The following is a 25,031-nucleotide window of genomic DNA, read 5'->3' on the forward strand; positions in this document are numbered from 1 at the left end:
AAGCAGCAGCCCTAAATAGAACTGCTGCCCAATATACCCCTCTACAAGTCAATTACTTCGAGTACAAATCACTAGTCGAGAACTCTGGGTTCGAAGTCATATCTATTCCCAGCGACTTCAGCGTCTGTTCATCTCTATCGCTTAAGATTGCTGTGCTGTGAGCTTTGCAGCCGCGCAGCTTATACAGCTCCTTGAGTGCATAATCTGCTGTTGGATTCGTCATAGTCGACATAGTCAGAGCCATGATAATCTCTTCGCAGTTAAGTGCGGACTTATCTCCGAAGAACTCCACATTCATCTTCTGCATGTTCTCTAGTACCTGCGCTGATATAACCGGAATGTCGTCAGCAAGACCAGCTAAAGTCTTTATCGCGTTGAGAATCATAGCTGCTGATGCCGCCATCCTGTGCGAACTTCTGCCTGTAACAATTCTGCCATCCGGTAGCTCAATAGCCGCTACGATTACATTCTCATAGCGCTCATTCTCCGCACGCTTCATCTCGGCGTATTCCTCTGCAGGTGCAACTACTTTTCTATCGTAACGAGTAGCACCAACCTCTTCCATGAGAAGCTTTGTACGCTCCAGCACTGATTCGTCAATCTTACCTTTCTTATACGAAACCTCTGCGAGTAGGTATCTTCTGATTATCTCCTGCTTGGCCGCCTCGCGGCAGATATCATCATCGATAATACCGAAACCAGCACGGTTAACCCCCATATCAGTTGGGGACTGATATACACTCGCATCGCCTGTAATCTTGTCGAGTATTCTCTTGAGCACTGGAAAAGCTTCGATATCTCGATTGTAGTTTACCGCTGTAACCCCATATGCCTCAAGGTGGAATGGGTCTATCATATTCACGTCCTTGAGGTCGGCTGTTGCCGCTTCATAAGCGATATTAACAGGGTGCTTTAGCGGAATGCTCCAAATTGGGAAAGTTTCGAACTTAGCATACCGAGCCTTAGTTCCACGCCTGTACTCGTGATACACCTGAGATAGAGCGGTCGCCAGCTTGCCGGAACCACCACCAGGGCCGGTAACCACTATTAGCGGCTTGGTAACCTCAATGTAGGGGTTTGCACCGTACCCCTCGTCGCTAACAATAGTGTCAACGTCTGTCGGATACCCTTTTGTATAGTTGTGTTTATAGGTGCGAATGCCTCTACGCTCCAGCTTGTTGATAAACATGTTAACCGCTGGATTGTTTTCATATCTAGTTACTACAACTGAATTTATCTCAAGATCATAGCTGCGGAAAGCATCAATGAGTCTCATTACCTCGAGATCGTAAGTGATTCCGAAATCCTGTCTCGTCTTGCTAGAAATGATATCTCCTGCATAAATGCAGATAATTATTTCTGTCTGGTCCTTCATGCGGTTCAAAAGTTTAATCTTGGCATTCTCATCGAAGCCAGGCAGAACTCTCATCGCATGCTTATCTTGAACAAGCTTTCCTCCGAATTCGAGGTAAAGTCTCCCGTCTCCAGCCTGAATTCTCTCCAAGATATACTTTGACTGTTCTTCGATGTACTTCTCCGCACTAAAACCGACACTTCCCATTTGTTTACGGTCCTTTCTAAATCCAATTAAATAATAATAATTAATACTATACAGTCGAAAGCACTCGCTATATATTCTTCGCTAGCAAGGCTTAACCTCAATCTCAAGCTTATTCCTAAGATTGACATACGGCTCCATCTTGATCTTGTAATCTGCAGAAATCTTACCGAATCCGTCCTCATCGAGTGATTTCTCAATCTTATTGGTGTATATCTCCATTTCAAGATTTCCAGTCGGTATGACGTATCTCGTGATATTGAGCACGCCTTCCTCAAGCTGCATATCCATCATGCCAGCGCCATCATCCTTGCCATATCTTCTAATCTGCAGCTTATCCTCGCCTTCGAGCTTCAATATGGTTTTTGTATTCTCTAGGCCGGCATCTGCAACCTCATCGTATGTGATGTACATGGATTTTCCTTTATTATACAAGAATCCCTCAGTAGTCACTTCGATATTATCTTCCAGTATAAGTACCCTCTTGTAGGTTTGACCAGCAGGAATGAGTTTCTCGGAATACTGATTGTTTGAGATCACCAGGTTTATACTTTTCTTCTCTGCCATTAATTCCCTCTTATGCCTGAGCTTGAACAGATGTAGCGATGACCTTCGCTAGCTCTGCAACAGCCTGTGCGGAATCCTCCTTTACAGAGGACTTAATTGTTACGATATCTCCCACAAATTCGATATCCTTCATGTCCTCAAAGAATTCCTTGATAAGCTTTCCGCTCACTGGGTTCCATGAACCATTCTCAATGATGCTGACCTTCTTATTGCACACGCCCATAGACTTCATCTCTCCGAGCGCTTCTTCCATCTTGACGAAGATTCCGTTGTTGTATGTTGTGCAAGCTATTACGATGTGATTGTATCTAAATGCCTGTGGGAGCACATCCATTGGATCCCAGTGCGATACGTCCATCAGCTTCATGCGAGTAACACCATCCTCAGCAAGCTCGCAAGCGAGAATTTCAGCTGCGTTCTTAGTGTTGCCATAAGGTGAAGCATATAGAATCAGAACGCCGTTCTCCTCGGACTCGTAGCGCGCCCAAGTGAGGTAAGCATTAATATATTTCTCAAAATCCTTGCGGATTATAAATCCGTGAAGCGGACAAATCCTCTTGATATCTAGACCACCAACCTTACCGATTAACTTCTCTGTAAAAGTTCCATATTTACCAACGATTGTTGTGTAGTACTTACGTGCCGATGGTAACCACTCTAACTCAAAGTCGTATGCATCCGCAAAGATGTTTCCGTCATGCGCACCGAATATTCCAAATGCATCAGCCGAGAACAGTGAACCTGTCGACTTCTCGTAAGTAACCATTACCTCTGGCCAGTGAACCATAGGTGCCATATAGAATGTAAAAGTATGTGACCCAGTACATAGCTCGTCACCTTCTTTGATTTCCTCAAAATATTTGTCAACATCCCAAGTCACATATTGCTTAACCATAGCCTTAATCTTCTTGCTACCGACCACCTTTGCTTCTGGATGCCTCATAATTAGCTCCTCTAGCGAAGCGCTGTGGTCCGGCTCAACGTGGTTCACAATTACGTAGTCGAGCGGTCTGCCGTTGAGCATGTGATCAACATTCTCATAAAAAACGCCTGAAACTGATTTATCAACTGCATCAAGCACAACTGTCTTTTCATCATCTATAAAATATGAATTGTACGCCATACCATCGTTCATAGGAATAACTCCTTCGAAGACTGAGAGCTTGCGCTCGTTACCGCCAATCCACCAAATCTTATCTGTTACCTTGTAAACGCAATGCATTTTGTACCCCCTGTAAACTAAATTAGAATGCAAATTATGCATAAATCATATCAATAAATTATACTACTTTGATATATAGTTCAGCAACTTATATCGACATACTTAGGGCATTTTATCACATAAAATACATATAAATTGCTATGAAAAAAATATTTTCACTATATAATAACAGCAAGACAAAAACTATTATTCAAGGAGAATATCTATGAGCGATTTTGATCATACTATTCCGACGGAAAATGATAATTCCAATAATGTTGACGAATGCTCCGGTGTGCAAGATGCAGACTGTACAGAGGTTAATTCTGAAACACACACAGAAAAAGAAATTCATGAGGATTCGAATGAATATTGGCGCGACGATAACTCCGTCTACGATGTGAAAAACGTGAGGCTCCCCGAGGACACTCCAGTTAAAAAGGAATGGGGTAGCTATGCCCCAGAGGATGCTGGCGATTTCCTTCCAAGAGACGGCAAAGAGCCGAATTTCGTTTTGATTGACGAAAATAGCAACGTCCCTGCACCGAGGAGCAGATTTGCTAGAGGTGAATACGATAGCTATGCTAAGCACGCTGCAGATGGCTCATTCGAAGGATTATATGGCAAGCACGCGGCTCACAAAAATGGAGTTTATAAAGACACAGCCTATGCAGGACAAAATAGAAGTCCCGAAGCACAGAGAGCGCATGCTTCTGCCACAGAGTTTAATGGTAGCAATTCATCGGCGCAGAAAAGCCCTAAGTATGTGACTAAAAAGTTCTTTATCATCATGCTGATAATCGCGATGATACTCACGTCGGTAGTAAGTTCATGGCTTGTGGTGTTCTTCTCAAATAGAACACCTTCCTATAAAAATCTTTCGACTTCCTCCTTACAGAGCGCTACAAGAGGCAAGCTCACCATAGATGAGATTGCTAGCAAAAATGCCGATGCGGTGGTTGAAATCATGACTACTTCTGGTGGCACTAGTGAAGGTGCAGGAAGCGGAGTTATCGTAAAATCGAATGGCTATATAGTCACGAATTACCACGTGATTGACGGAGCGACGACTATTGCAGTAAGGCTGCATAGTGGTAAGAGCTATTCTGCTAGTGTGGTAGGCTACGATGAGCAGACCGATATAGCTGTCCTCAAGATAGATGCTGCTAAGCTAAACGCTGTTACAATCGGCAGGAGCAGCAAACTTTCGGTAGGTGATCTAGCTGTTGTTATCGGCAATCCGCTCGGAAAGCTCGGTGGAACTGTAACGGCTGGCATCATAAGCGCCAAGGATCGTAAGATTGAACTCGAGAATAGGACTCGCACGCTTATACAGACAGACGCTTCTATCAACGAAGGGAACTCTGGCGGCGCATTATTTAATAGCAAGGGCGAACTCGTCGGAATAGTGGTGGCAAAAGGTTCAGGAACAGGCATCGAGGGTCTGGGGTTCGCAATACCAATCGATTCCGTCGCTTCATCCATCGATGACATCATCGAGCACGGCACAATAACCGGTAAGCCAATGGCTGGAATTTCCATCTACGATGGCGATGTAAAGGATAAGACCACAGGCAAGAGTACCGCTGCTGTTCTCATAGCTGAGGTGAATGGCTCAAACGCTAAAGCTGCAGGTCTAAAGAAGGGTGACCAGATTGTATCCGTAGATAACGAGAAGGTATCCACTGCAGAGGGTGTAATTTCAGCCATCCAGAGCCACCGCATAGGTGAAACAGTTAAGTTCGGGATAATACGAGACGGCAAAGAGATGACGATTTCCGTGAAGCTGCAGAGCTCGGCGGATATCAAGAAGTAAACTCTGATAGTATCGCTTTTATCATATATGCGCATAATCATTACAAAAAGACAGAACCCCTCATCCGAAGGGTTCTGTCTTAATTTTCAGTAATTTATTAACTTGGTACAGAAATCCGCAAACTAGCGCTTCTTATATCCAGTCACCATCGTCATTGCAAAGCAGAAAACTGTTGCCCATGCGAAAAACTTATGCTTCTTCATAATCCAACTCCTTGATATCTTCTTCCGACTCACTTAACAGCGGCGTTGTGCTATATAGTCCGCTCAGTATAGTCGATCCGTTGTGGAATAGCGCTGATGAGGAAGGTGTTAAAATTCCTGCAACTCCTAGTCCAATAAGCCCTGCATTGAATGCAACTATGAACTTGTAGTTGTTATCTATTCTCTCCATCAGCTGCATACTTATTCTTCTCAGAAGTACGATTCTGCGCAGGTCATCCGATGAAATCGTTATATCGGCAATCTCTCTTGCAATCGCAGCACCTTCATTTACAGCGATTCCAACATCTGATTCAGATAGAGCAGGTGCATCGTTTACACCATCTCCAACCATGATTACCTTTCGGCCTGCTGCATGCTCAGCTTTTATAAATGCGAGCTTATCTTCCGGAAGCACCTCTGCGCGATACTCTGTGAGGTCGAGCTTCTTTGCCACTGCAGCAGCTGTTCTCTCGTTGTCTCCCGTGAGCATGCATACCTTTGACACTCCGAGTTCATAGAGCTCCTTGATTACATCAGCAGCCTCTTCTCTAAGTGGGTCAAATATGCAGATTACAGCCTGCAGCACTCCGTCGATAGCTAGGTACAGATGCGAATATTCCGTTGGCAGTGTATCAATCTTGCCCTCTTCGCCATCTGGCACTATGCTCTTCCTATCTTCAACTACGAAGTGGTAGCTACCAATTATTGCATTCTTACTGTCGATATTGCTCGAAATTCCATGAGCAACTACGTACTCAACCTTCGAATGCATCTCTTCATGCGAGATATTGCGCTTCTTGGCTTCTTCAACTACTGCATTTGCAACAGAATGAGGATAATGCTCTTCGAGGCAAGCTGCAATGCGCAAACTCTCCTCTTCCTTTGCATCGCCGAAAGTAATAATATCTACTACAGACGGCGTAGCGTGTGTCAGCGTTCCTGTCTTATCAAATATTACAGTATCTGCCGTTGCGGTCGCCTCGAGGAACTTACCACCCTTTACAGATATGTCATACTTGCTAGCTTCCTTGATTGCAGAAAGCATCGAAAGTGGCATCGACAGATTCAAAGCACAAGAGAAATCTACCATCAAGAATGACAGCGCTCTTGTCGCATTTCTGGTCAAGAGATAAGTTATTACGGTTCCTGCTAGAGAATATGGAACCAGCCTATCAGCCAAGTGGAAAGCCTTCTCCTCAGTCTCTGACTTTAGCTTCTCCGACTCCTCAATGATCTTTACGATCTGGTCATACTTACCTGTACCTGCAGACTGAGCAACCTCTATAACGCAGCTTCCATCTTCAACGACAGTTCCAGCATATACATATCCACCAGGATCCTTGCGAACCGGAATAGATTCACCAGTCATAGTCGCCTGATTTACAGATGCGGAGCCTTCAATTACCTTTCCGTCTAGCGGAATTACGTTAGAAGTACGAACTACGATTTTATCTCCTGGCTTTACTTCTTTGATATCGACTAATACATCGACATCTTCCGTTCTCTTCCATACCTTTGTTACGTTAAGAGACATGACACTAGCTAGATCTGTAACCGACTTGCGACGAGTCCATTCGCCTAGTGCATCTCCGACGTCAAGTAGGAACATTACGGATGAAGCGGTGTCAAAATCATTCCTAAGCATTGAGACTGTAATTGCAGTAGCATCAAGTGTTGCAACTTCCAGCTTACCTTTAGAGAGCGATTTTATACCCTTAGCGATGAATCTAGTGCTCTTGGCTATTGTAATGCCGTTGCGTAACCAGATTGGCAGAAATATATTTCTCAGGACTCTAAACATAATCATGCTAACCATTTTCTCCTGGTACTTATGATCAAGTGCCCTGCTTGTCTGCTCTGGTACTAGCGCGATAGCATTTTCATCACTGAAGGAGAACCCCCTCAGCGCATCAAGAAGAGCCTGTCGTCCTTCTGCACCACCTCTGTATCTAATCGATGCATCGCTAGTTCTGTCGTGAACTGTCGCTTGAATGACAAAGGGTTTATTTCTCAGGTAGTACTCTAGAATATCGGCCTGCTCCATGGTCATATTATACTTTGGAACACGCACACGTATCCTAGAACTCGATTCGTGAAGTATTACAAATCGCATTATTCTGCGTCCTTAGCTTCTTCTACCTGCTCCCCAGCAGCCTCTTCATCTTCATCGTATGCTTCGACGATTGCTCTAGCGTTCTCTACCATTAGCATCTCTTCTTCAGCATAACGAACAGCATTCATATCCATAGCATCCTCATAGATGTCTTCGCAGTTCTCTCTTAGAGTTGTTGTCGTCTCCATAAGAGTATCCTTGCCACGTAGAACTGCAGCTGTGCAGTGTGTATATACTTTCTTAGCATCCTTGCTTGTAAGGATTAGCTTGCCAACTGTTCCAGCAAGGAATCCTGCTGCAACGCAACCAATACCAACACAACTCTGCTTACCTATAAATTTCATAATAAACCTCCTAGTCTTAATCTTTTATAATTATATTGATTGTATCAAATATATCACCTATAAAATTCGCTAGTCAACATTAACTTTTGTTTCGTACCCCTAACTATGGGAGTGTTTTCAAGGGTTTCAGCGCCTATATCGGTCTTTTCTATGTATATTCTCAGAAACATCACAAAAAACGCACAAAAAAACGGGCAGCCATGAGCTACCCGCATCAAAAAAATGACTATATCATGCCATTTCCTTTATCTTTCTCTACGACAAACTTTCTAAGTGTTGTGATATGATCTGACGCCGCTTTCCTTGCCGCTTCAGCATCACCAGCTACGATGGCATCTACTATCTTCTTATGCTCAATCGGCTGAATCATATACTTGCTCTGGCTCTCGTAATATACATAACGGAATCTCATCGATAGTTCCTGAGCCTGCTTAACCATCTGTGTGAGAGTCTTGTTTCCACTGCACTCCACAATATAACTGTGTAGCTTAACGTCATACTCTACCATCTCGTCCATCTCACCGTTCTCCATCGCGAGCTCTCCTAGTCTGAGAAGTTTCTGCAGAGCTGCTTTATCCTCATCTGTTGCCTTAACTGCAGCAATAGAAGCTGCGAGTCCACCAAGAGTTTCTCTCACCTCAAACACGTCTTCAAGATCCTTGATTGAAATTTCAGATACATATGCACCGTGACGCGGTTCAATAACAACTAATCCTTCGTTTGCAAGTTTGCGAATCGCCTCTCTGATAGGTGTTCTGCTTACGTTCATCTTTTCCGCTAGGTCAATTTCCATGAGTCTTGTGTGCGCATCGATCTCACCTGTTAGGATTCTCCTCTTGAGTTCTAGGTACACTAACTCTCTAAGTGGTTTCTGAATCTGAAAATCTAACTCCATAAGTTAAGTCCTCCGCTCTTTGTCTTCCAGTATCGCCAAGTCGGTTCAACCCATCTAGCAGATTCTAAAGCTTCATAGTCAGCCTCGAATCTAGTTTTGTCGGTATAGTAAGCTGCCACTGTTGGACCGCTACCGCTCATCAGAACTTCATCAGCATGCAAATACTCGCGCATACGCGACACTAAGTTCTGCACTTCTCGGTATTTCGTAAGTGTGTACAGTTCAAGTTCATTATAGAAGCGATTAACATCCACTTCCCTTTGCGCAAAATCTGTACCTTCGGATTTCCCATCAATTGCCTCATATACTTCCTTAGTAGATACAGCAATGCCAGGATTAAATAAAATCACCAAATATGGTTTTGGCATGACCGCCTCAACCACTTCGCCTATTCCAGAAACTATAGCAGCACATTTAGCCTCCTCGAGCTCTAGCAAGCCCTTCAGTTCATCAGCATTAAGATGTGCGTTCATCATTATAGAAAAAGGTACATCTGCACCAACCTTAGCACCCGCATCCATGAGTTCCCTTAGAGACAAGGGGTTACCAAACAGGTGATTCACTCCGAGCATGACCACCGCAGCATTTCCGCTGCCACCAGCAATACCAGCCGCTACAGGTAGCTTTTTATTGATCTCGATTGAGATACACTCTGCATCTCTCTCTTTCATCAATTCGTTGAGATCATATCGATTAGAAATCACCTCTATGACGGTTACTGCGCCTTTTACAGCCAGATTGTCTGCAGTTAATGGAATATTCTTATTTGTCGATGATAAGTATATGTTAGTTTCTGCAAAAAAACAATTATAATTGAAACTATTTATTAATTTGGTTCTTATTTTCAAAATATCGAAAATATTGATACCTTGCATAAATGACTTTATATCGTGATATCCGTCCGTTCTTCTAGATAACACGTACAACGAAAGGTTGATTTTCGCATACGCCTTTAGTTCAATTTCAAAAGGCTTTATATCTTCTCTGCCCATATATCCCGCCCTAGATTCTAAAAATGCGAGGACGCTGTGCATCCTCGCATATATTGTACTATTTTCCATACATAATTGTATATATTATTTGTGTTTTTTCGAATTACTTCGATGATTTTTTACCCTCAGCCTTACGGGCTTTAATTGGGCTTGGCTTGTGAACCTTATACACATTAGGTAGAAGTTCGCTTATCTCAAGTTTCTCCTCAACTTTTTTTGTACCCTTTCTCTTAGCTCGCTTTTCAGCCTTAGCAACTCTCTTCTTCTCTTCAGCGATTACTTCTTCTACTGACTTGCCAGTCTTCTTCGCTTCCTTGTAAGGATTAAATGTGGATTCTCCAGATTTCTCCTTCTCAACCTTATCGTCATCATCCTTGTTGTGCTGCTGTCTTATCGTTACAACCATGATACCACCGAACATGATCACCATCATAATCATGTTAATAGTTGTGTTCAATGTTTGGTTAAAGGTCTTAAAATTTACAACGGTATCTTTACCAAGGGTGTTTCCGTTATCATCTACGAAATTCTTTCCGATTACAAGTTTGTACTCCGAGTTATTCTTGACCTTGAATTTCTTGTTAGTACTATCTCCGAGTACAAGTACAAGTCCCGAATCGTCGTTGGCAGATAGAACCTTGATTGGAATCTTTTTGCCATCCTTATCTACAATCTTAACATTCTTTTTATTATTAGCCTGTGCTGCCTTACTTGACACAGAGTGGTTAAAGTAAAGTTTCACTCCCAGGTTCTCAATTGAGGTATTTTTTTGACCATCCTTAGGATATGACGACTTCAGCACAAAAGCTGTATCATCTGCTGCAAAGCACATTGTTGCGCTAAGAACAATCATAAACATTGATAGAACTGCAATTAGTCCTCTTCTTTTCATCTAATTTTCCTCCAATATATCAACTTTGTCTTCGAATGAATCTATATTTTTCTTGCGAAACTGAGACTTAGATATCCTAAGTTCTCTAAAGAAGCTGGTTAGCACCTCCGCACATTTATCGGCAAGTATTCCTCGTTCTACGTCTATCCTGTGATTGAGCTGTGCTTCGTTCGTAATATCAAATATAGAGCCGGCTGCTCCATGCTTAGGATCCATCGTTCCTATATATAGCTTATCCAGCCTCGAGAGCACCATAGCACCTGCACACATAGAACAAGGCTCTAGTGTTACATATAGTTTGCATCCGCTTAACCATTTAGTACCGAGCTTAGCTTCAGCTACGTCCATCACTAGCATCTCGGCATGAGCTGATGAAGATGCATATGCCTCTACCATATTGTGAGCTCTGGCGATAATTTCATCGTCCTTCACTACAACAGCTCCAACTGGAACCTCTCCGAGCTCTGCAGCTATATAAGCTTCTTTCAAAGCTTCTTTCATGTAGAAATTGTTATCTCGCATATCAGTTTACTTTATCATAGAGACATGTGTTTTTCAATAAGAAAACCAGCCAGACATACGTCTGGCTGGTTTTCTGTGTCATGTGTTTTAAATAATCTAATACGCAATTTGTACAAATCCTGCACTGTTTTCTAGTGGATCAATAATATGAACATTAGATGTGCAACTATACCTGCACAAAGACCTCCGATTGTATGAGACAGGATAGCCTTTCCTGCAAGTGCTCTTGATTTAAGAGCATCCATCATTCCGATGTGCGTGCTGAGATATCCTGACCAACACATCCCCATAGCTGTAAACACTGCTATATCATTAGGTGAAACTTTGCCCGTCTTGATGAACTCAGGTACTAGTGAAATAGCAGCTCCTACTGCTCCTAGAGATGTGATTGGGAATGAAATAGCCTCTGGTGAGTGGAATCCGAACAGTGGCTCAATTATGAAGTTTATCTTCTGTCCAAGATATGGCAATAGTTTGATGCCTTCGTATGCTGCGCCTGTATATCCGTTCTTGCCAGGTCCAAATGTAAACATCATTACGAATGTGCATACAATCAGAACTCCTGGAATGATTGCAAGTCCCATCTCAACTCCGTTCTTGCCACCTTCGAGTAGTGAATCGAGCACTCTCTGAAACATGTTTCCTTCGCGGATAAGCCTGTATTCGCCTTCTGTCTTGAGATCTTCTTCTGAGAAATGCTTTGCATATGGTTTCATAGCTTCATCGCCGTAGAACTTCTTAGTCTGCCAAAGCATAAGTCTTACACTAATAATTGACCCTATAATAGCAGCAACATTACCTAACAGTGCGGGGGCGATAAATTGCTTGCCCTGTGCAATCATAAATGTTGTAACAATAAGTCCCATTCCGAATGAAGTTCCTAAATTACAAAGCGCTGGAACCTGATACTTACGGAAGTACTGTGTGAAAGTCTTGTCCTTTGCAAACGAAATGATAGCTGGGTTATCAGATAAGTATGTAGCTACTGCTCCTGTGATACTTGCCCCTGGTAGTCCCCATATCGGTTTCATAAGCGGGGCGAATATTTTATTAATAAGCGCAATTGCTCCGAATTCAGAGAGGAGTCCACTGATGGCGCCAGCGAGGACGGCCATCGCCATGATTAGAAATACGGTTGATAGGAGCAGGTCATGTGCTGTAGCCATCATAGTTTTGAACATGTTCCCCACGCCCATCTTATGCCCTAGCCACGAGAATCCTCCGATAAATATGAACAAGAATATGAATGTTTCAAGACTGACGGCTTTTACTTTCTTCTTGCCTTCCATTGGTGATACCTTCCTTTCATATAGGTCTATTATTTTAATCAAATTTGTTACAACAACTCATTACAGGAACTTGGATATATACCTGAACTTTTTTGATAATTGATTCACTATTTTGTCTCGGCTAAAGCATTTTTCTCATCTTTTTCATGCGCCGGGTGAGCCCTGTAAGATTATTTATGCTGTCGTTTCCGTTGAATTTATTATCATTTATAGGTATTTATATGTCAAATTGGCAAATTTCTAAAAAATTATATTTTGATAATTTTTTATCGTAATTTGGTGATTTGCTTTAAAATTTTCTGTTTTTTGTCGTTTTATGACAAGTTTATGCAAATTTTAGCACCATATATGTTGGTGATTAAAATTTTTTTTAGCACAATATATAGTAAGTGCACAAAGTGACAATACCGATATAATGTGGTTTAGTCACTTTACGTATTCGTATTTTTAACAAAAAGTAAAAAACAGGCAGATTTTTTAAAATTCTGCCTGTTAGCTCATAAATCAGTTTTTATTTAATCAGCTTAATAGTCAGAGCGACTACTTATAGCGTTTCTTCTTAGCGAATACTGCGAGTGTACCTGATGCAATAGACATCATAGCTAAATATAGTGTAAAAAATTGACCATTAGAAAAGCGCAGCATCCGCTGCGCTTTTTCTTTTGCAATATTTGCTACTCGCGACTTAATCAGCTAATTTCGGGGTTGCCGATTACTTATCGTACTTGTTAAGCCACTCGATGAGCACTTTGCAGTAATCATCGTGTCTGTCTACGAAGCACGTGTGTCTTGAATTCTCCCAGAGAATCCACTCTGAGTTTGGAATTCCATCTGCAATAGTCTTAGCTATTAGTGGTGAGCATAGATCGGAGATTCCGCTGCATACTAGCGAAGGAATCTTAATCTCGCCTAGTCTATCAACATACTCGAAGTCCTTTAGCGAACCTGTAGGCGCGAACTCATTTGGTCCCCACCCGTATAGGTATGCCTCGCCGCCAGCCTTCTTAGGACGTGTACAGCACTCTGGTGCATCTTTGCCAATCCAGTAGTCACAGTATCTGTGCATATACTCAGCTACCGCTTCATTATAAGCCTCTCCTGAGAACTCTCCAGTTTCAAGAGCGTGATTAATCGCATCCTGCATGTGCTGTGGCATCATCTTAATACGTCTTAGACCTTCTTTCTCCCAGAGACTGCTTGATGGATGTCCACTGGAAATAACGAAAGACTTAACACCCTTAGGCTTTCTTTCGATAGCATATGCAATCTGCATCATGCCGCCCCATGACTGTCCGATGATATGGCACTCGTCTAGTCCTAGGTGCTCTCTTAGCGCCTCAAGCTCATCTAGCCATGTATCCTGAGTCCATAGTTCTTTGTGACCATCTAGATACGAATTTCCGCAACCAATCTGGTCATACATGATAATCTGACGATCGTCATCATCTGCGAGATTATCTAGAACCTCGTAGTAGTTGTGTGTTGAACCTGGTCCACCGTGCAAACAGATGAGCGGTGCCTTGCCATTTTCTTTTTTCTCACCTACAACTCTATAATAAGTTTCGTAGCCGAGAAAAGGCATGTAACCTTCTGTAACCTTTGCCATTAATTAACCTCTCCCTTTAACTAATTTTTTTATTTCTCCGCAGGAACAACAATTGGCTCTTCCTTAGGATATCCGTTTAGTACTTCGCATCCATCTTCTGTGATGTATAGGATGTCCTCGATACGAACACCGATTCCCTCATCATATAGATAGATCCCAGGCTCTACGGAGAAGCACTGTCCTGGCTCAATAATCTCATCATTTACAAGAGATACATCACCAACTTCATGATCCTCAAGTCCAATTGAGTGACCAGTTCTGTGTGTGAAGTATTCGCCAAAGCCCTTCTCTGTAATGTAATCTCTTGCAGCCTTATCGACATCGCTCATCTTGTTGCCAGGCTTAGCAGCAGCGATACCTCTCTTGTTGGCTTCAAGAACAACATTGTAAACTTCTCTCTGTCTGTCGTTAATCTCGCCTATAAATACTGTTCTAGTAGTGTCTGATGCATAATTATTCCACATACCACCGATATCAAGCACTACGGAATCTCCATACTTACCCTTACTATCATCAGTTACATGGTGTGGATCAGCTCCGCCCTTTCCGTATGCTGTAATAGGATCGAAAGATAGACCCTGAAATCCAACTTCCTTGCAAAGCTCAACGCACTTAGCATTTAGTTCTCTCTCTGTTAGGCCCTTAGCAACCCAAGGAATCAGCTTATCCATAACCTCATCGATCTTCTTAGCAGACTCTCTCATAATCTGACGCTCATGCTCGTCCTTAATCTGTCTAACCTTATCAACAATTACAGACCCGTTTACGAACTTGCTTCCAGCACCTAAATCCTGAAGCTTAAGAAGGAATCTTGCTGGCCAGTTCTTGTCAATACCGATAGTCTTATCCTTCTCAATGAACTTAGCTAGAATCCCAACAGGTTCCTCGATATCATCATAATATGTTAGCGGTACACCGAGGTCTTCTGTCTGTGGGAAGAGCTTGTTGAGAACAAGCTGTACATCCCCATTTACATTTATGTAGAGTGCTAGCATTCTCTCACCAGGAATAATCCACTTGTCGAGCATGTAGAAGATGCTTACAGGATCAGTAATAATCATCTGTGGCATATCCTGCTCTTTCATCTTTGCAACAACTCTCTCTAGCTTAGACTTATTAAGCATAATGTTCCTCCATTTCTATTGTGCATTTATGCATGTACAAATATACATTCATTATACATCTCCGCCATGTGATTTAATATACATTTGGCAAAAATTAATCATAATATCTGAATAATTGCCAAACCATTTCTTAATCTCCTAAAAATCATGAGTTTTTCAAATTGCTTAAGGCTTAACATGTACTCCGCCACGGAAAGCTTTAAATCTCTCTAGTGTACTCCTCGAGCCAAGCGCGCTCTTCGTCATTCATATATGGCGAAAGCTTTTTAAAACATTCTTTGTGATATTCGTTGAGCCATTCCTTCTCGGATTTTGTAAGCTCATCTGGTTCTATTCCATCGAGGTCAATAGGTACAAAATTCAACGTCTCGAAGTGCATGAATTGCCCATATTTATTCTTCTCTCCTTTTACGGTTAGCAAGTTGTTCTCGATACGAATTCCGAACTCTCCCTCTTCATAGATTCCAGGTTCGTCCGTTACCATCATGCCTGCTTCGAACTGATGGTGCTCATTCTTAGAAGGAACTATGTACCAACGGAATCCGGTTGGTGGCTCATGTATGCTGCCCAGGTAACCGAAGCCGTGCCCAGTTCCGCACTGAAAATCTTTATTCAAATCCCAGATTGGCTGTCTAGCTAGCACGTCGAGTGACCAGCCATGATTTCCATATAGGAAATTTGCCGCCGAGAGGTGCTGCATGGATTTATATACAGCTGTATAATATTTTTTCATCTCATCACTTATTGAACCAAGAATCGTAGTTCTGGTGATATCTGTAGACCCCTCTAGGTAGCCGCCACCAGTATCCGAGAGTAGCATCTGTCCACCTTTTAGTTCAACATCTGACTCTGGCGTTGGAGAGTAGTGCATCATCGCAGCGTGTGCACCAAATGCGTGTAGAGGCTCAAAGGAATCCCTGACATATCCTTTCTGCTCACTTCTTAGCTGGGTTAGTTTTTCTGAAGCGCTAAGCTCGGTAATCTTCATCTTGTCGTAGTTGTTCTTAAGCCAGTAGATGAACTTTGTGAGAGCTACACTGTCCTTTAGCTCCGCTTTTCTGACATTCTTAATCTCGGTTTCATTCTTGATAGCCTTCATAAGTATCGTAGGATTTGCCCCTTGAACGACCTTACATGGTAGATTCTTGTATAGTGCGTAGTTCATCTTCATAGGGTCAATCAGTGCTGTTGCACCAGCGTCGACCTTCTTAGCATCTTCATATATATCATTGTATGGATGAACATTTACATTGTTCTCTTTGAGCATCTTGCGGAGATCATCATTTAACTTTTTCTCTTCAACATATAAATCCGCACTATCCTCCCTAACAATTACATATGCTAGGACAAGAGGGAAGAAGTCAATATCGTTACCTCGCATATTGAGAAGCCATGCTACATCATCAAGGGATGCAACCAGATGAATATTTGCTCCAGCTTTCTTCATCTCCTCGCGAACTCTATTTAGCTTGCTACCGGTGCTTTCTCCACTATACTTGTCTTCTAGGAACCATGCTGGCTCTTCGGATAGTGCCGGTCTGTCTTTCCAAATCTCCTCAACTAGGGCCTGCTCATAGTCAATTTCTACATTTCTACCAGCAAAAGCCTCCTCGTATGCCTGTCCATCGCCCATCGATAGAACTCTTCCGTCAAAAGCAACCTTTCCGCCATCTGGGACTTGCTGCGCAACCCACTCGACAGTTCCTGGTGTATCGTCAACAAACATCTTCATGAGCTCGATACCACTGCCCTCACACTCCGTGAGAACCTGAGTAAAGTATCTGCCATCAGTCCATAGACCAGCCTTATCCTTGGTAATGGCCACTGTCGCATATGACCCAGAAAAACCTGTTACGAATCTAATAGCTTTAAAATGTTCGCCTACATACTCGCTCTGATGGAAATCTGCCATCGGTATAACGTATGCGTCTATACCTCGCTCTGCCATAAGCTTTCTTAGCTGAGCAATTCTTTCTGCCGCTGCTGTCATAATAGCCTCCCTAACCATAAAATGTATAAGCTTAAATAATAGCAATATTTTAACAAGCTCATTCTAGCACTCTTTTGTGCCGTTTTGGTGACGCAATAGTGGTATTGATTATATGACTCAGATGTTAGATAATTTAGTCATGGTATTAGATATTATAATAGTATTAATTTTCTTAATATGTGCACTGCGTGGCAAGTCGCAAGGGTTTCTTGAATCCCTTATCAGACTAGCTGCAATTTCTGGTGGGGTTATAATTGGCATCATGAATACAGATAGGATTAGGTCGCTTCTCTTTGCACTTCCTATCGATGATTTTATGAAAGGTAAGCTAACAAAAAAATTCAACGGACAAGAGATGGATTTACTACAGTTCATCCCTAAAGTGTTGCGCACTAAATTCGAAACATTTGGTCTTGATGGTATTAACACCACCGTGAATAGATTTACAAATCTTTCCATCACGATTATCTCTTTCTCACTTATAGTATCTGTTGTGTGGATTATTTCTACACATGTGAGAAAAAGGATTATGCGTGGACGTAAGAGCAAAAACTTGCTCGGAACCGTAGATTCGAGCGTGGGACTTCTGTTCGGTTCTATCAAAGGGGCAATCATCATATTCTTGCTCCTTGCCCTCATGTTTCCGCTCACATCATTGTTTGCACCGCAGTATATTCATACATTAAACGAACAATTAAACAACTCTTATATAGCCGGGTACCTATATGATATAAACCCATTAATCTACTTTATGCGCAGGCTATATATTTAATATTTCTATATGAAAAAGCATGACACAAAATAAACTTTTGATGTCATGCTTTTGTTCATTGATTGTAGTGTTTTGCTATGCTATATTTTGAGTATATTCAATGTATCTAATCAAAAACACTCAAGGAGGTAGTCTTGATGGATAAGAAAACACCACTATATGATACCCACGTTAAGTATGGCGGCAAGATTGTGCCTTTTGGCGGATTTTTACTTCCAATTCAGTATGAAACAGGTATCAAGCAGGAACACATGGCAGTTCGTACAGCGTGCGGTCTATTCGATGTTTCCCACATGGGTGAGATTCTCGTAAACGGTCCTAAGTCTGTTGATTTTCTTAATTATGTACTAACTAATGATTTTACTGACCTTAAAGTTGGTCAGGCAAGATACAGCCCAATGTGCAACGAACACGGTGGAACTGTAGATGACCTGATCGTGTACAAGCGCGGAGAAGACGACTATTTCGTTGTTGTTAACGCAGCAAATATAGAGAAGGACTTCGCTTGGATGGTTGATCACAAAATTGACGGCGTTGAGGTTGTAAACGTTTCAGATGAATGGGGACAACTCGCTCTGCAAGGTCCTAAGGCAGAAAGGATTCTCGCTAAGGTTGCTAATCCTGCACTCATCCCTGCCGGTTACTACACAGCTAATTTCGATGGCTCAATAAAGGGAATCCCTTGCGTTCTTTCCAGAACAGGATATACAGGCGAAGATGGATTTGAAATATATATGCCAGCTGACAAGGCTGCAGATGTGTGGGAAATCCTTATCGAAGCTGGTAAGGAAGAGGGACTTATCCCTTGCGGACTTGGAGCTCGTGATACACTTCGTATGGAAGCGGCAATGCCACTATACGGACACGATATGAACGATGATATATCACCTAAAATCGCCGGTCTTGGTTTTGCAATCAAGATGGACAAACCTGATTTTATCGGCAAAGCTGCAATCGAAGCGGCAACCCCTCTCAAGGAGAGAAGAGTTGGAATCAAGGTTACTGGTCGTGGAATCATCAGAGAAGAGTGCGACGTATACAGAGATGGTGAAAAGATTGGACACATCACTTCCGGAACATTCCTACCATATCTAAACGGCTCTTACGGAATGGCTATCGTTGAATCGGCAAAGCGCGAAATCGGTGCAGCTGTTCAAGTAGATGTTCGCGGTCGAAAGATCGACGCTGAGATGGTTAAACTTCCTTTCTATAAGAGAGAGCAGTAAGACGATCTGTATTTGTTAAAAATAATATTTTATATCAAAATAATATATACAAAAGGAGAGATAAAATGGCAGATTTAAAGTATTCAAAGTCGCATGAGTGGATCGCTGAAGAGGAAGGTCTATGCGTTATCGGTATTTCTGACTATGCTCAGCATAGCCTTGGTGACATCGTATTCATCAACCTTCCTGAGGTTGACGATGAAGTAACAGTTGGCGATGCATTTGGTGACATCGAGTCAGTAAAGGCTGTTTCCGATGTGCTATCCCCAGTTACAGGAATCGTTGCTGAAATCAACGAGAGCTTGTTCGATGCACCTGAGACAATCAACGAGGACCCATACGGCTCTTGGCTAATCAAGGTTAAGGATATAGTTGAGACAGAGGAACTTCTAACCTCAGACGAATATGACGCGTTTGTAGAATCAGAAGAAGCATAAACCGTATTTACATTAACGCTTTTGGACAAGGAGGTTCGAATTGGGTACATTTATTCCTAACACTAAAGAAGAACAGCTCCAGATGTTAAACGATATTGGCTACAAAGATTGGGATGATCTATTTAAGGACATCCCTGCTGCAGCTAGAATCAAGAGCGAGCTCAACATTCCAGCTGGTAAGTCCGAGCTAGAAACTGCTCAAATTATGGAGAAAATGGCAAACCGCAACGTGGTATATGATTCAATTTTCCGCGGTGCTGGTGCTTACAATCACTACATCCCCGCTGCAGTAAACTCAGTAGTAAGCAAAGAGGAGTTCATCACTGCTTATACCCCTTATCAGGCTGAGATCAGCCAGGGTATACTTCAGTCAATTTTCGAATATCAGACTATGATATGCGAACTTACTGGCATGGATGTGTCGAACGCTTCGCTTTATGATGGTGCTTCGGCAGCTGCAGAAGCATGCGCTATGACAAAGGATCGTAAGCGTAGCACAATTTACGTATCGGAGACTGTAGATGCTAGAGTTCTTGAAGTAATAAGGACATACTCTTTTGGAAGGGACACTGAGGTAAAGGTTGTTCCAGCATGCGAGTGCGGTGGCGTTACTGATGTAGAAGCACTTAAGGCTGCTCTCGCAAAGGACAAGTCAGCAGCTTGCTTCTTGATGCAGTATCCTAACTACTATGGTATTGTCGAAGATGCTGACGAAATTGCTGAGATAGTTCATGGAGCTGGTGCACAACTCATCATGAGCGTTAATCCAATCGCACTCGGAGTTCTGAAGACTCCTGGTGAGATTGGCGCAGACATCGTTTGCGGAGAAGGTCAACCTCTAGGATTAGGCCTCGCATACGGTGGTCCTTATCTAGGCATTCTAGCAACAACTACTAAGAACACTCGCAAAATCGTAGGACGGCTAGTCGGTGAAACAGTTGACTCGCGTGGAGAACGCGGGTTCGTACTGACTCTACAGGCTAGAGAACAGCACATTCGTAGAGAGAAGGCTAGCAGCAACGTGTGCTCCAACCAAGCTCTCTGCGCTCTAAAGGCTGGTGTATATATGACAGCTGTTGGTCCTGCTGGAATCAAGCAGGTTGCAACACTTTGCTCATCAAAGGCACACTATCTGGCTGAAGGCCTTGTAGGCGCAGGACTTTCGCTAAAGTTTGACAAGCCATTCTTCCATGAGTTCGTAACAGTTTGCAAAAATGTGGATGCCATTCTTAAGGCACTTGCCGACAAGGGTATCCTCGGTGGACTTAAGCTAAGTGACACAGAGATTCTCTGGTGCGCTACAGAGCTTAACACTAAGGAACAGATGGATGAAGTAATAGAGATCGTTAAGGGGGTGAGCAAGTAATGAAACTTATATTTGAAAGAAGCATTCCTGGCAGAGGTCAGGATTTATTCCCTGCTTGCGACGTTCCTGTAACGCTACCTGAGGTTCCAATGAGAGCTAGTGCCCCTAATCTTCCAGAGGTTCCTGAGAATGAATTGGGTCGTCACTACACTGCTCTTGCAAAGGAGGCTCACGGTGTTAATGACGGATTCTATCCGCTAGGTTCTTGCACTATGAAGCATAACCCTAAGATTGACGATGCAGTTGCATCGCTTAGAGGATTTACTAATATCCACCCTCTTCAGCCAGCTGAAACAGTAGAGGGCTGCACAGAGGCAATAGACACACTAGAGTCATATCTATGTGAAATCACTGGTATGGATCACGTAACATTCCAGCCAGCCGCTGGCTCGCAGGGAGAGTTCACAGGACTGCTTCTCATCAAGGCTTATCTACGCGACAAGGGTCTTGGACATAAGAACGAGATTCTAATCCCAGACGCTGCTCACGGAACTAATCCTGCAAGTGCTGCAATGGCAGGATTCAAGGTTGTAGTTGTTAAGTCTAATGAGCACGGGAGCATCGATATGGATGACTTCAAGTCTAAGATTAACGAGAATACAGCTGGTCTCATGCTCACAAACCCTAACACGGTTGGTATCTTTGATAAAAATATCTTCGAGATTACAGAGCTTGTTCATGAGGCTGGTGGTCTCTGCTACTACGATGGAGCTAATCTAAATGCTGTAATCGGACTAGTAAGGCCTGGAGACATTGGATTCGATGTAATCCACCTCAATCTGCATAAGACATTCTCGACACCTCACGGTGGAGGCGGTCCAGGAAGCGGTCCTTGCGGATGCAAAGATTTCCTTGGAAAGTACCTACCTGGATTAACTGTTAAGGATGGCAAGTACGTTCGTGCAGAGAAAAGCATCGGCAACGTTACTGGATTCTACGGCAACTTCCTAGTTAGCTTGAGAGCTCTAGTATACCTAACGTACATCGGTGGAGACGGCGTTCCTGAACTTGCTCACAACGCTGTTCTAAACGCTAACTATATGATGGAGAAGTTAAAGGATCTATATCCCATGGCTTACGACTGCACTTGCATGCACGAGTTCGTAATGAGCCTCGAGAAATTCCATAAGGAGAACAATGTCTCCGCACTAGACGTTGCTAAGGCACTCCTCGACTTCGGAATTCACCCACCTACGATGTACTTCCCACTCATCGTAAGTGAGGCTCTCATGGTTGAGCCTACTGAAACTGAATCACGTGAGACTCTCGATGATGCAATCGCTGCATTTAGAAAGATTTATGACTCGATTATAAATTCACCTGCTTCTGTTTCTGCTTCACCTGTTACTACTCCAATGCGCAGATTGGACGAAGTTAAGGCTGCGAGAGAACCAGTTCTAAAATACGAATTTTCATAAAAACCTCGCTAGAAGATACTTCTCACAATTCAAACACTGATTTTGATTAACGATTGATCGTCTTCTGGCTACATAAAAACTTAAGCCTGGGTAGATTCTAGCTTGCGCCTGACGCGACTGTCTATCTAGGCTTGATTTAACTTAAATCTAATAGCAAGGAGCTATAAATTAAATGAGATTAAGATATACTGAAACTGATTGTACCAATCCGTTTATCAACCTCGCTACCGAGGAATATATGACTTTTCGCGCAGCTGAAGGCGAAGTTACTATGTACCTATGGCAAAACGCTAACACTGTAGTTATCGGAAAGAACCAGAACCCTTGGCGTGAATGCAGAGTTGAGTCCATGAGAGAAGGAGACTGCAAGCTAGCTAGAAGAATCTCTGGCGGTGGAGCTGTATATCATGACCTTGGAAACCTCAATTTTACATTCATTGCAAGGGAGGGTGAATATGATATCCCTAAGCAGACAGAGGTCATTCTTGAAGCGGTTCGTTTACTAGGTATAAATGCTGAAAAGACTGGAAGAAATGACCTCACTATCGATGGCATGAAGTTCTCAGGACACGCATATTACCAGAGCAACGGCTACTGCTATCACCATGGAACTATTATGTTCAACGTTGACCCAACTCCACTTGGAGAGTATCTCAACGTTTCCGCTTCTAAACTAAAGTCAAAAGGCGTAAAGTCCGTTCGTTCCAGAATCACCAACCTCATCAATCACAAACCTGACGTAACACTTGAAGAGCTCAAAAAAGCTCTCTATGACGCATTTGCAAAGGTTTATGGCGGAGAGGTTGAGCGCTTTGACATCCCTACAGCTGATTCCGATCCAGAGCTTAAGGCTCTAATTGACAAGTACTCATCTGAGGAGTGGCGCTTCGGACGCAAGATACCATTCACAACTTCAATCTCCGAGAGACTTGATTGGGGCGGTATTGATATTGAACTTCAGGTTGAAGGAGGTGTGATTAAGGACTCTGGAATATTCTCTGATTCGCTCGAGACCGAAGTATTTGAGGTGCTAAAGGAAAAACTAATTGGTTGCAAATACAGCAAGTCTGCAATGGCTACACTTGTTGAAAGTGCTCTGCCATATGCACCTAACAGCAATGAATACCAGATTTGCTGTGACATCATTAATCTGATTGCTGAAGGTATTATGTAGGTATATCTTGGTGCATCTGCACTATCGTTATGAAAAGAGGAAGATATGGCTGAATTTAATTATGATCTAGTTGTTATTGGTGCTGGCCCTGGTGGCTATGAGGCTGCTTTTGACGCTGTTAAGTACGGCATGAAGGTTGCTGTAATCGAGAAGGATAGAGTTGGTGGTACCTGCCTCAACAGAGGCTGCGTGCCTACAAAAACTATCATGCGCTCGTCCGAACTCGCTAAGGAAGCGAGAGAGGGTTCTAAAATCGGTGTTAATGCTGCTGATGTTAAGGTTGACCTCGACGCTGTTAGAGCTCGTAAGGACGAGGTGCTTGATACCCTACGCGAGGGCATTGAAACCGGCCTTGCAAAGGCTAAGATTGACCTACTACATGGTCTCGCGCTAGTCAAAGATGAGCACACTGTATCTTATACAGACAGTGATGGCAAATCACATGAGGTAACTGGTAAGTTTATCCTGATTGCAGCTGGTGGCAATCCGTTTATTCCGCCTATTCCGGGCGCCGAGCTCGATGGCGTTATGGACTCGACCGAGCTCCTCGAGCAGGGCGGTACGCCCTTCGATGATTTCGTAATCATCGGCGGCGGCGTTATCGGTGTTGAATTTGCTACTGTATATAATGGTTTTGGCTCACATGTAACTGTTGTTGAGGCTCTAGACCGTCTCATCCCTACTGTTGATAAGGAATTGGCCCGCAGTCTGAAGATGAGTCTGCAGAAGGACGGCATCGATGTTCTAACTAAGTGCCCTGTTGTAAGAATTGAGCAGGCGAACGGAAGACTTGCGGTTGTATATACCGAAAAAGAGGAGGAGAAATCAATCCCTGCAGATGCTGTTCTCATGGCTGTTGGCAGAAGATCCGATGTTCCTAGTCTGCTATCTGAGCAGCTCCAGCATCTTGCAGTAGAGCGCGGCCGTCTCGCCGTTAATGAGCACTACCAGTCGGCGAGTCCGAGCATCTATGGCATCGGTGACGCAATCGGCGGCATCGAGCTAGCTCATACAGCAACTGCCGAGGGTAGAAATGCAGTTGCTCATATGAACGGTCAGGAACCACCAATCCGCATGGAAACCGTTCCAACCTGCATCTACTCGGTGCCTGAGATTGCGTCTGTCGGCATTTCCGCGGACGAGGCCAAGGAGCAGAACATCGAAATCATCACTAAGAAGTACGCTATGGGAGCAAATGGCAAGACAGTCCTTGAGGACCTCGGCCGCGGCACCATCAAGCTGATTGCCGACGCAGATAGCCATATACTGCTCGGCGCACAACTCATGTGCGGCCGCGCTACCGATCTTGTAGGCGAATTGGCGCTAGCTATTTCAAACAAGCTGACACTCGAAGATGTAGCTTCAACAATCCATCCACACCCAACATTCGTGGAAGCGATTGCAGAAGCGGCAAGATAGTATCGGCTGTTCAGGCGAATTACAATTATCACAATTTCTAAACGTAAAACTCGTTTGCTGCACTAGGCGGCAAACGAGTTTTATCATTTTATTCATTTATCTTTTAA

Annotated in this window: 21 protein-coding genes; 8 read left to right on the forward strand and 13 right to left on the reverse strand. The window is 43.2% G+C overall.

Annotated features, from left to right (window positions below; genetic code table 11):
* Positions 1–52: 52 nt before the first annotated feature.
* From QU661_RS07925 to QU661_RS07935, 3 genes are all read right to left on the reverse strand, one after another.
* Positions 53–1,561, reverse strand: a complete 1,509-nt coding sequence (locus tag QU661_RS07925) for a DUF1846 domain-containing protein (RefSeq protein WP_304989675.1) — start codon at positions 1,559–1,561, stop codon at positions 53–55.
* An 81-nt stretch (positions 1,562–1,642) separates the two neighbouring features.
* Positions 1,643–2,125, reverse strand: coding sequence for a YwiB family protein (locus tag QU661_RS07930; protein ID WP_304989676.1), 483 nt, complete (start codon positions 2,123–2,125; stop codon positions 1,643–1,645).
* Between the two features lie 10 nt (positions 2,126–2,135).
* Positions 2,136–3,347 (reverse strand): FprA family A-type flavoprotein, encoded by a 1,212-nt coding sequence (locus tag QU661_RS07935; RefSeq protein ID WP_304989677.1) that lies wholly within the window; start codon positions 3,345–3,347, stop codon positions 2,136–2,138.
* A 205-nt stretch (positions 3,348–3,552) separates the two neighbouring features.
* On the opposite strand from QU661_RS07935, the gene QU661_RS07940 reads away from it, so the two are divergent.
* Positions 3,553–5,142: a S1C family serine protease gene (locus QU661_RS07940; protein ID WP_304989678.1), complete on the forward strand. Its 1,590-nt coding sequence runs from the start codon at positions 3,553–3,555 to the stop codon at positions 5,140–5,142.
* 189 nt (positions 5,143–5,331) lie between these two features.
* On the opposite strand, the gene QU661_RS07945 is transcribed toward QU661_RS07940, so the two are convergent.
* The 10 genes from QU661_RS07945 to QU661_RS07990 form a co-directional block, all read right to left on the reverse strand.
* On the reverse strand, positions 5,332–7,458 hold the full coding sequence (locus QU661_RS07945; protein ID WP_304989679.1) for a heavy metal translocating P-type ATPase: 2,127 nt from the start codon (positions 7,456–7,458) through the stop codon (positions 5,332–5,334).
* Positions 7,458–7,802 (reverse strand): DUF6110 family protein, encoded by a 345-nt coding sequence (locus tag QU661_RS07950; protein WP_304989680.1) that lies wholly within the window; start codon positions 7,800–7,802, stop codon positions 7,458–7,460. Before QU661_RS07950 ends, QU661_RS07945 begins: the two co-directional genes overlap by 1 nt.
* Positions 7,803–8,028: 226 nt before the next feature.
* The gene (locus QU661_RS07955) at positions 8,029–8,697 is read right to left on the reverse strand and encodes a GntR family transcriptional regulator (RefSeq protein WP_304989681.1); all 669 of its coding nucleotides are present in this window, start codon (positions 8,695–8,697) and stop codon (positions 8,029–8,031) included.
* Positions 8,688–9,689 carry a 4-(cytidine 5'-diphospho)-2-C-methyl-D-erythritol kinase gene (ispE, locus tag QU661_RS07960; RefSeq protein WP_304989682.1) on the reverse strand — a complete coding sequence of 334 codons (1,002 nt, stop codon included), beginning with the start codon at positions 9,687–9,689 and terminating at the stop codon, positions 8,688–8,690. The genes QU661_RS07955 and ispE overlap by 10 nt, the downstream gene beginning before the upstream one ends.
* Before the next feature lie 103 nt (positions 9,690–9,792).
* The gene (locus QU661_RS07965) at positions 9,793–10,581 is read right to left on the reverse strand and encodes an Ig-like domain-containing domain (RefSeq protein WP_304989683.1); all 789 of its coding nucleotides are present in this window, start codon (positions 10,579–10,581) and stop codon (positions 9,793–9,795) included.
* Complete coding sequence (locus QU661_RS07970) at positions 10,582–11,103, reverse strand: nucleoside deaminase (protein WP_304989684.1); 522 nt, start codon at positions 11,101–11,103, stop codon at positions 10,582–10,584. It abuts the gene before it with no gap.
* A 131-nt stretch (positions 11,104–11,234) separates the two neighbouring features.
* Positions 11,235–12,392, reverse strand: a complete 1,158-nt coding sequence (locus QU661_RS07975; RefSeq protein WP_304989685.1) for a CD0519/CD1768 family membrane protein — start codon at positions 12,390–12,392, stop codon at positions 11,235–11,237.
* Between the two features lie 712 nt (positions 12,393–13,104).
* A complete protein-coding gene (gene pepI / locus QU661_RS07980; RefSeq protein ID WP_304989686.1) occupies positions 13,105–13,998 on the reverse strand; it encodes a proline iminopeptidase in 894 nt (297 codons plus the stop codon).
* A gap of 29 nt (positions 13,999–14,027) precedes the next feature.
* The gene (locus QU661_RS07985; protein WP_304127370.1) at positions 14,028–15,122 is read right to left on the reverse strand and encodes a M24 family metallopeptidase; all 1,095 of its coding nucleotides are present in this window, start codon (positions 15,120–15,122) and stop codon (positions 14,028–14,030) included.
* Between the two features lie 199 nt (positions 15,123–15,321).
* Positions 15,322–17,112 (reverse strand): aminopeptidase P family N-terminal domain-containing protein, encoded by a 1,791-nt coding sequence (locus tag QU661_RS07990; RefSeq protein WP_304989687.1) that lies wholly within the window; start codon positions 17,110–17,112, stop codon positions 15,322–15,324.
* Between the two features lie 112 nt (positions 17,113–17,224).
* Between QU661_RS07990 and QU661_RS07995 the strand changes: the two genes are divergently transcribed.
* From QU661_RS07995 to lpdA, 7 genes are all read left to right on the forward strand, one after another.
* Positions 17,225–17,884: a CvpA family protein gene (locus QU661_RS07995; RefSeq protein ID WP_304989688.1), complete on the forward strand. Its 660-nt coding sequence runs from the start codon at positions 17,225–17,227 to the stop codon at positions 17,882–17,884.
* Between the two features lie 137 nt (positions 17,885–18,021).
* Entirely contained in the window at positions 18,022–19,110 is a 1,089-nt protein-coding gene (gene gcvT / locus QU661_RS08000) for a glycine cleavage system aminomethyltransferase GcvT (protein ID WP_304989689.1), read from the forward strand.
* A gap of 65 nt (positions 19,111–19,175) precedes the next feature.
* Positions 19,176–19,547, forward strand: a complete 372-nt coding sequence (gene gcvH, locus QU661_RS08005; protein WP_304989690.1) for a glycine cleavage system protein GcvH — start codon at positions 19,176–19,178, stop codon at positions 19,545–19,547.
* Positions 19,548–19,587: 40 nt separating this feature from the next.
* Positions 19,588–20,913 carry an aminomethyl-transferring glycine dehydrogenase subunit GcvPA gene (gcvPA, locus tag QU661_RS08010; RefSeq protein WP_304989691.1) on the forward strand — a complete coding sequence of 442 codons (1,326 nt, stop codon included), beginning with the start codon at positions 19,588–19,590 and terminating at the stop codon, positions 20,911–20,913.
* Positions 20,913–22,331 (forward strand): aminomethyl-transferring glycine dehydrogenase subunit GcvPB, encoded by a 1,419-nt coding sequence (gcvPB, locus tag QU661_RS08015; protein WP_304989692.1) that lies wholly within the window; start codon positions 20,913–20,915, stop codon positions 22,329–22,331. Before gcvPA ends, gcvPB begins: the two co-directional genes overlap by 1 nt.
* 172 nt (positions 22,332–22,503) lie before the next feature.
* Positions 22,504–23,505, forward strand: a complete 1,002-nt coding sequence (locus QU661_RS08020; RefSeq protein WP_304989693.1) for a lipoate--protein ligase — start codon at positions 22,504–22,506, stop codon at positions 23,503–23,505.
* 45 nt (positions 23,506–23,550) lie between these two features.
* The gene (gene lpdA / locus QU661_RS08025) at positions 23,551–24,924 is read left to right on the forward strand and encodes a dihydrolipoyl dehydrogenase (RefSeq protein WP_304989694.1); all 1,374 of its coding nucleotides are present in this window, start codon (positions 23,551–23,553) and stop codon (positions 24,922–24,924) included.
* Positions 24,925–25,031 lie beyond the last annotated feature (107 nt).

The sequence above is a fragment of the Mogibacterium neglectum genome (assembly GCF_030644205.1).
Lineage (GTDB): Bacteria > Bacillota > Clostridia > Peptostreptococcales > Anaerovoracaceae > Mogibacterium > Mogibacterium neglectum.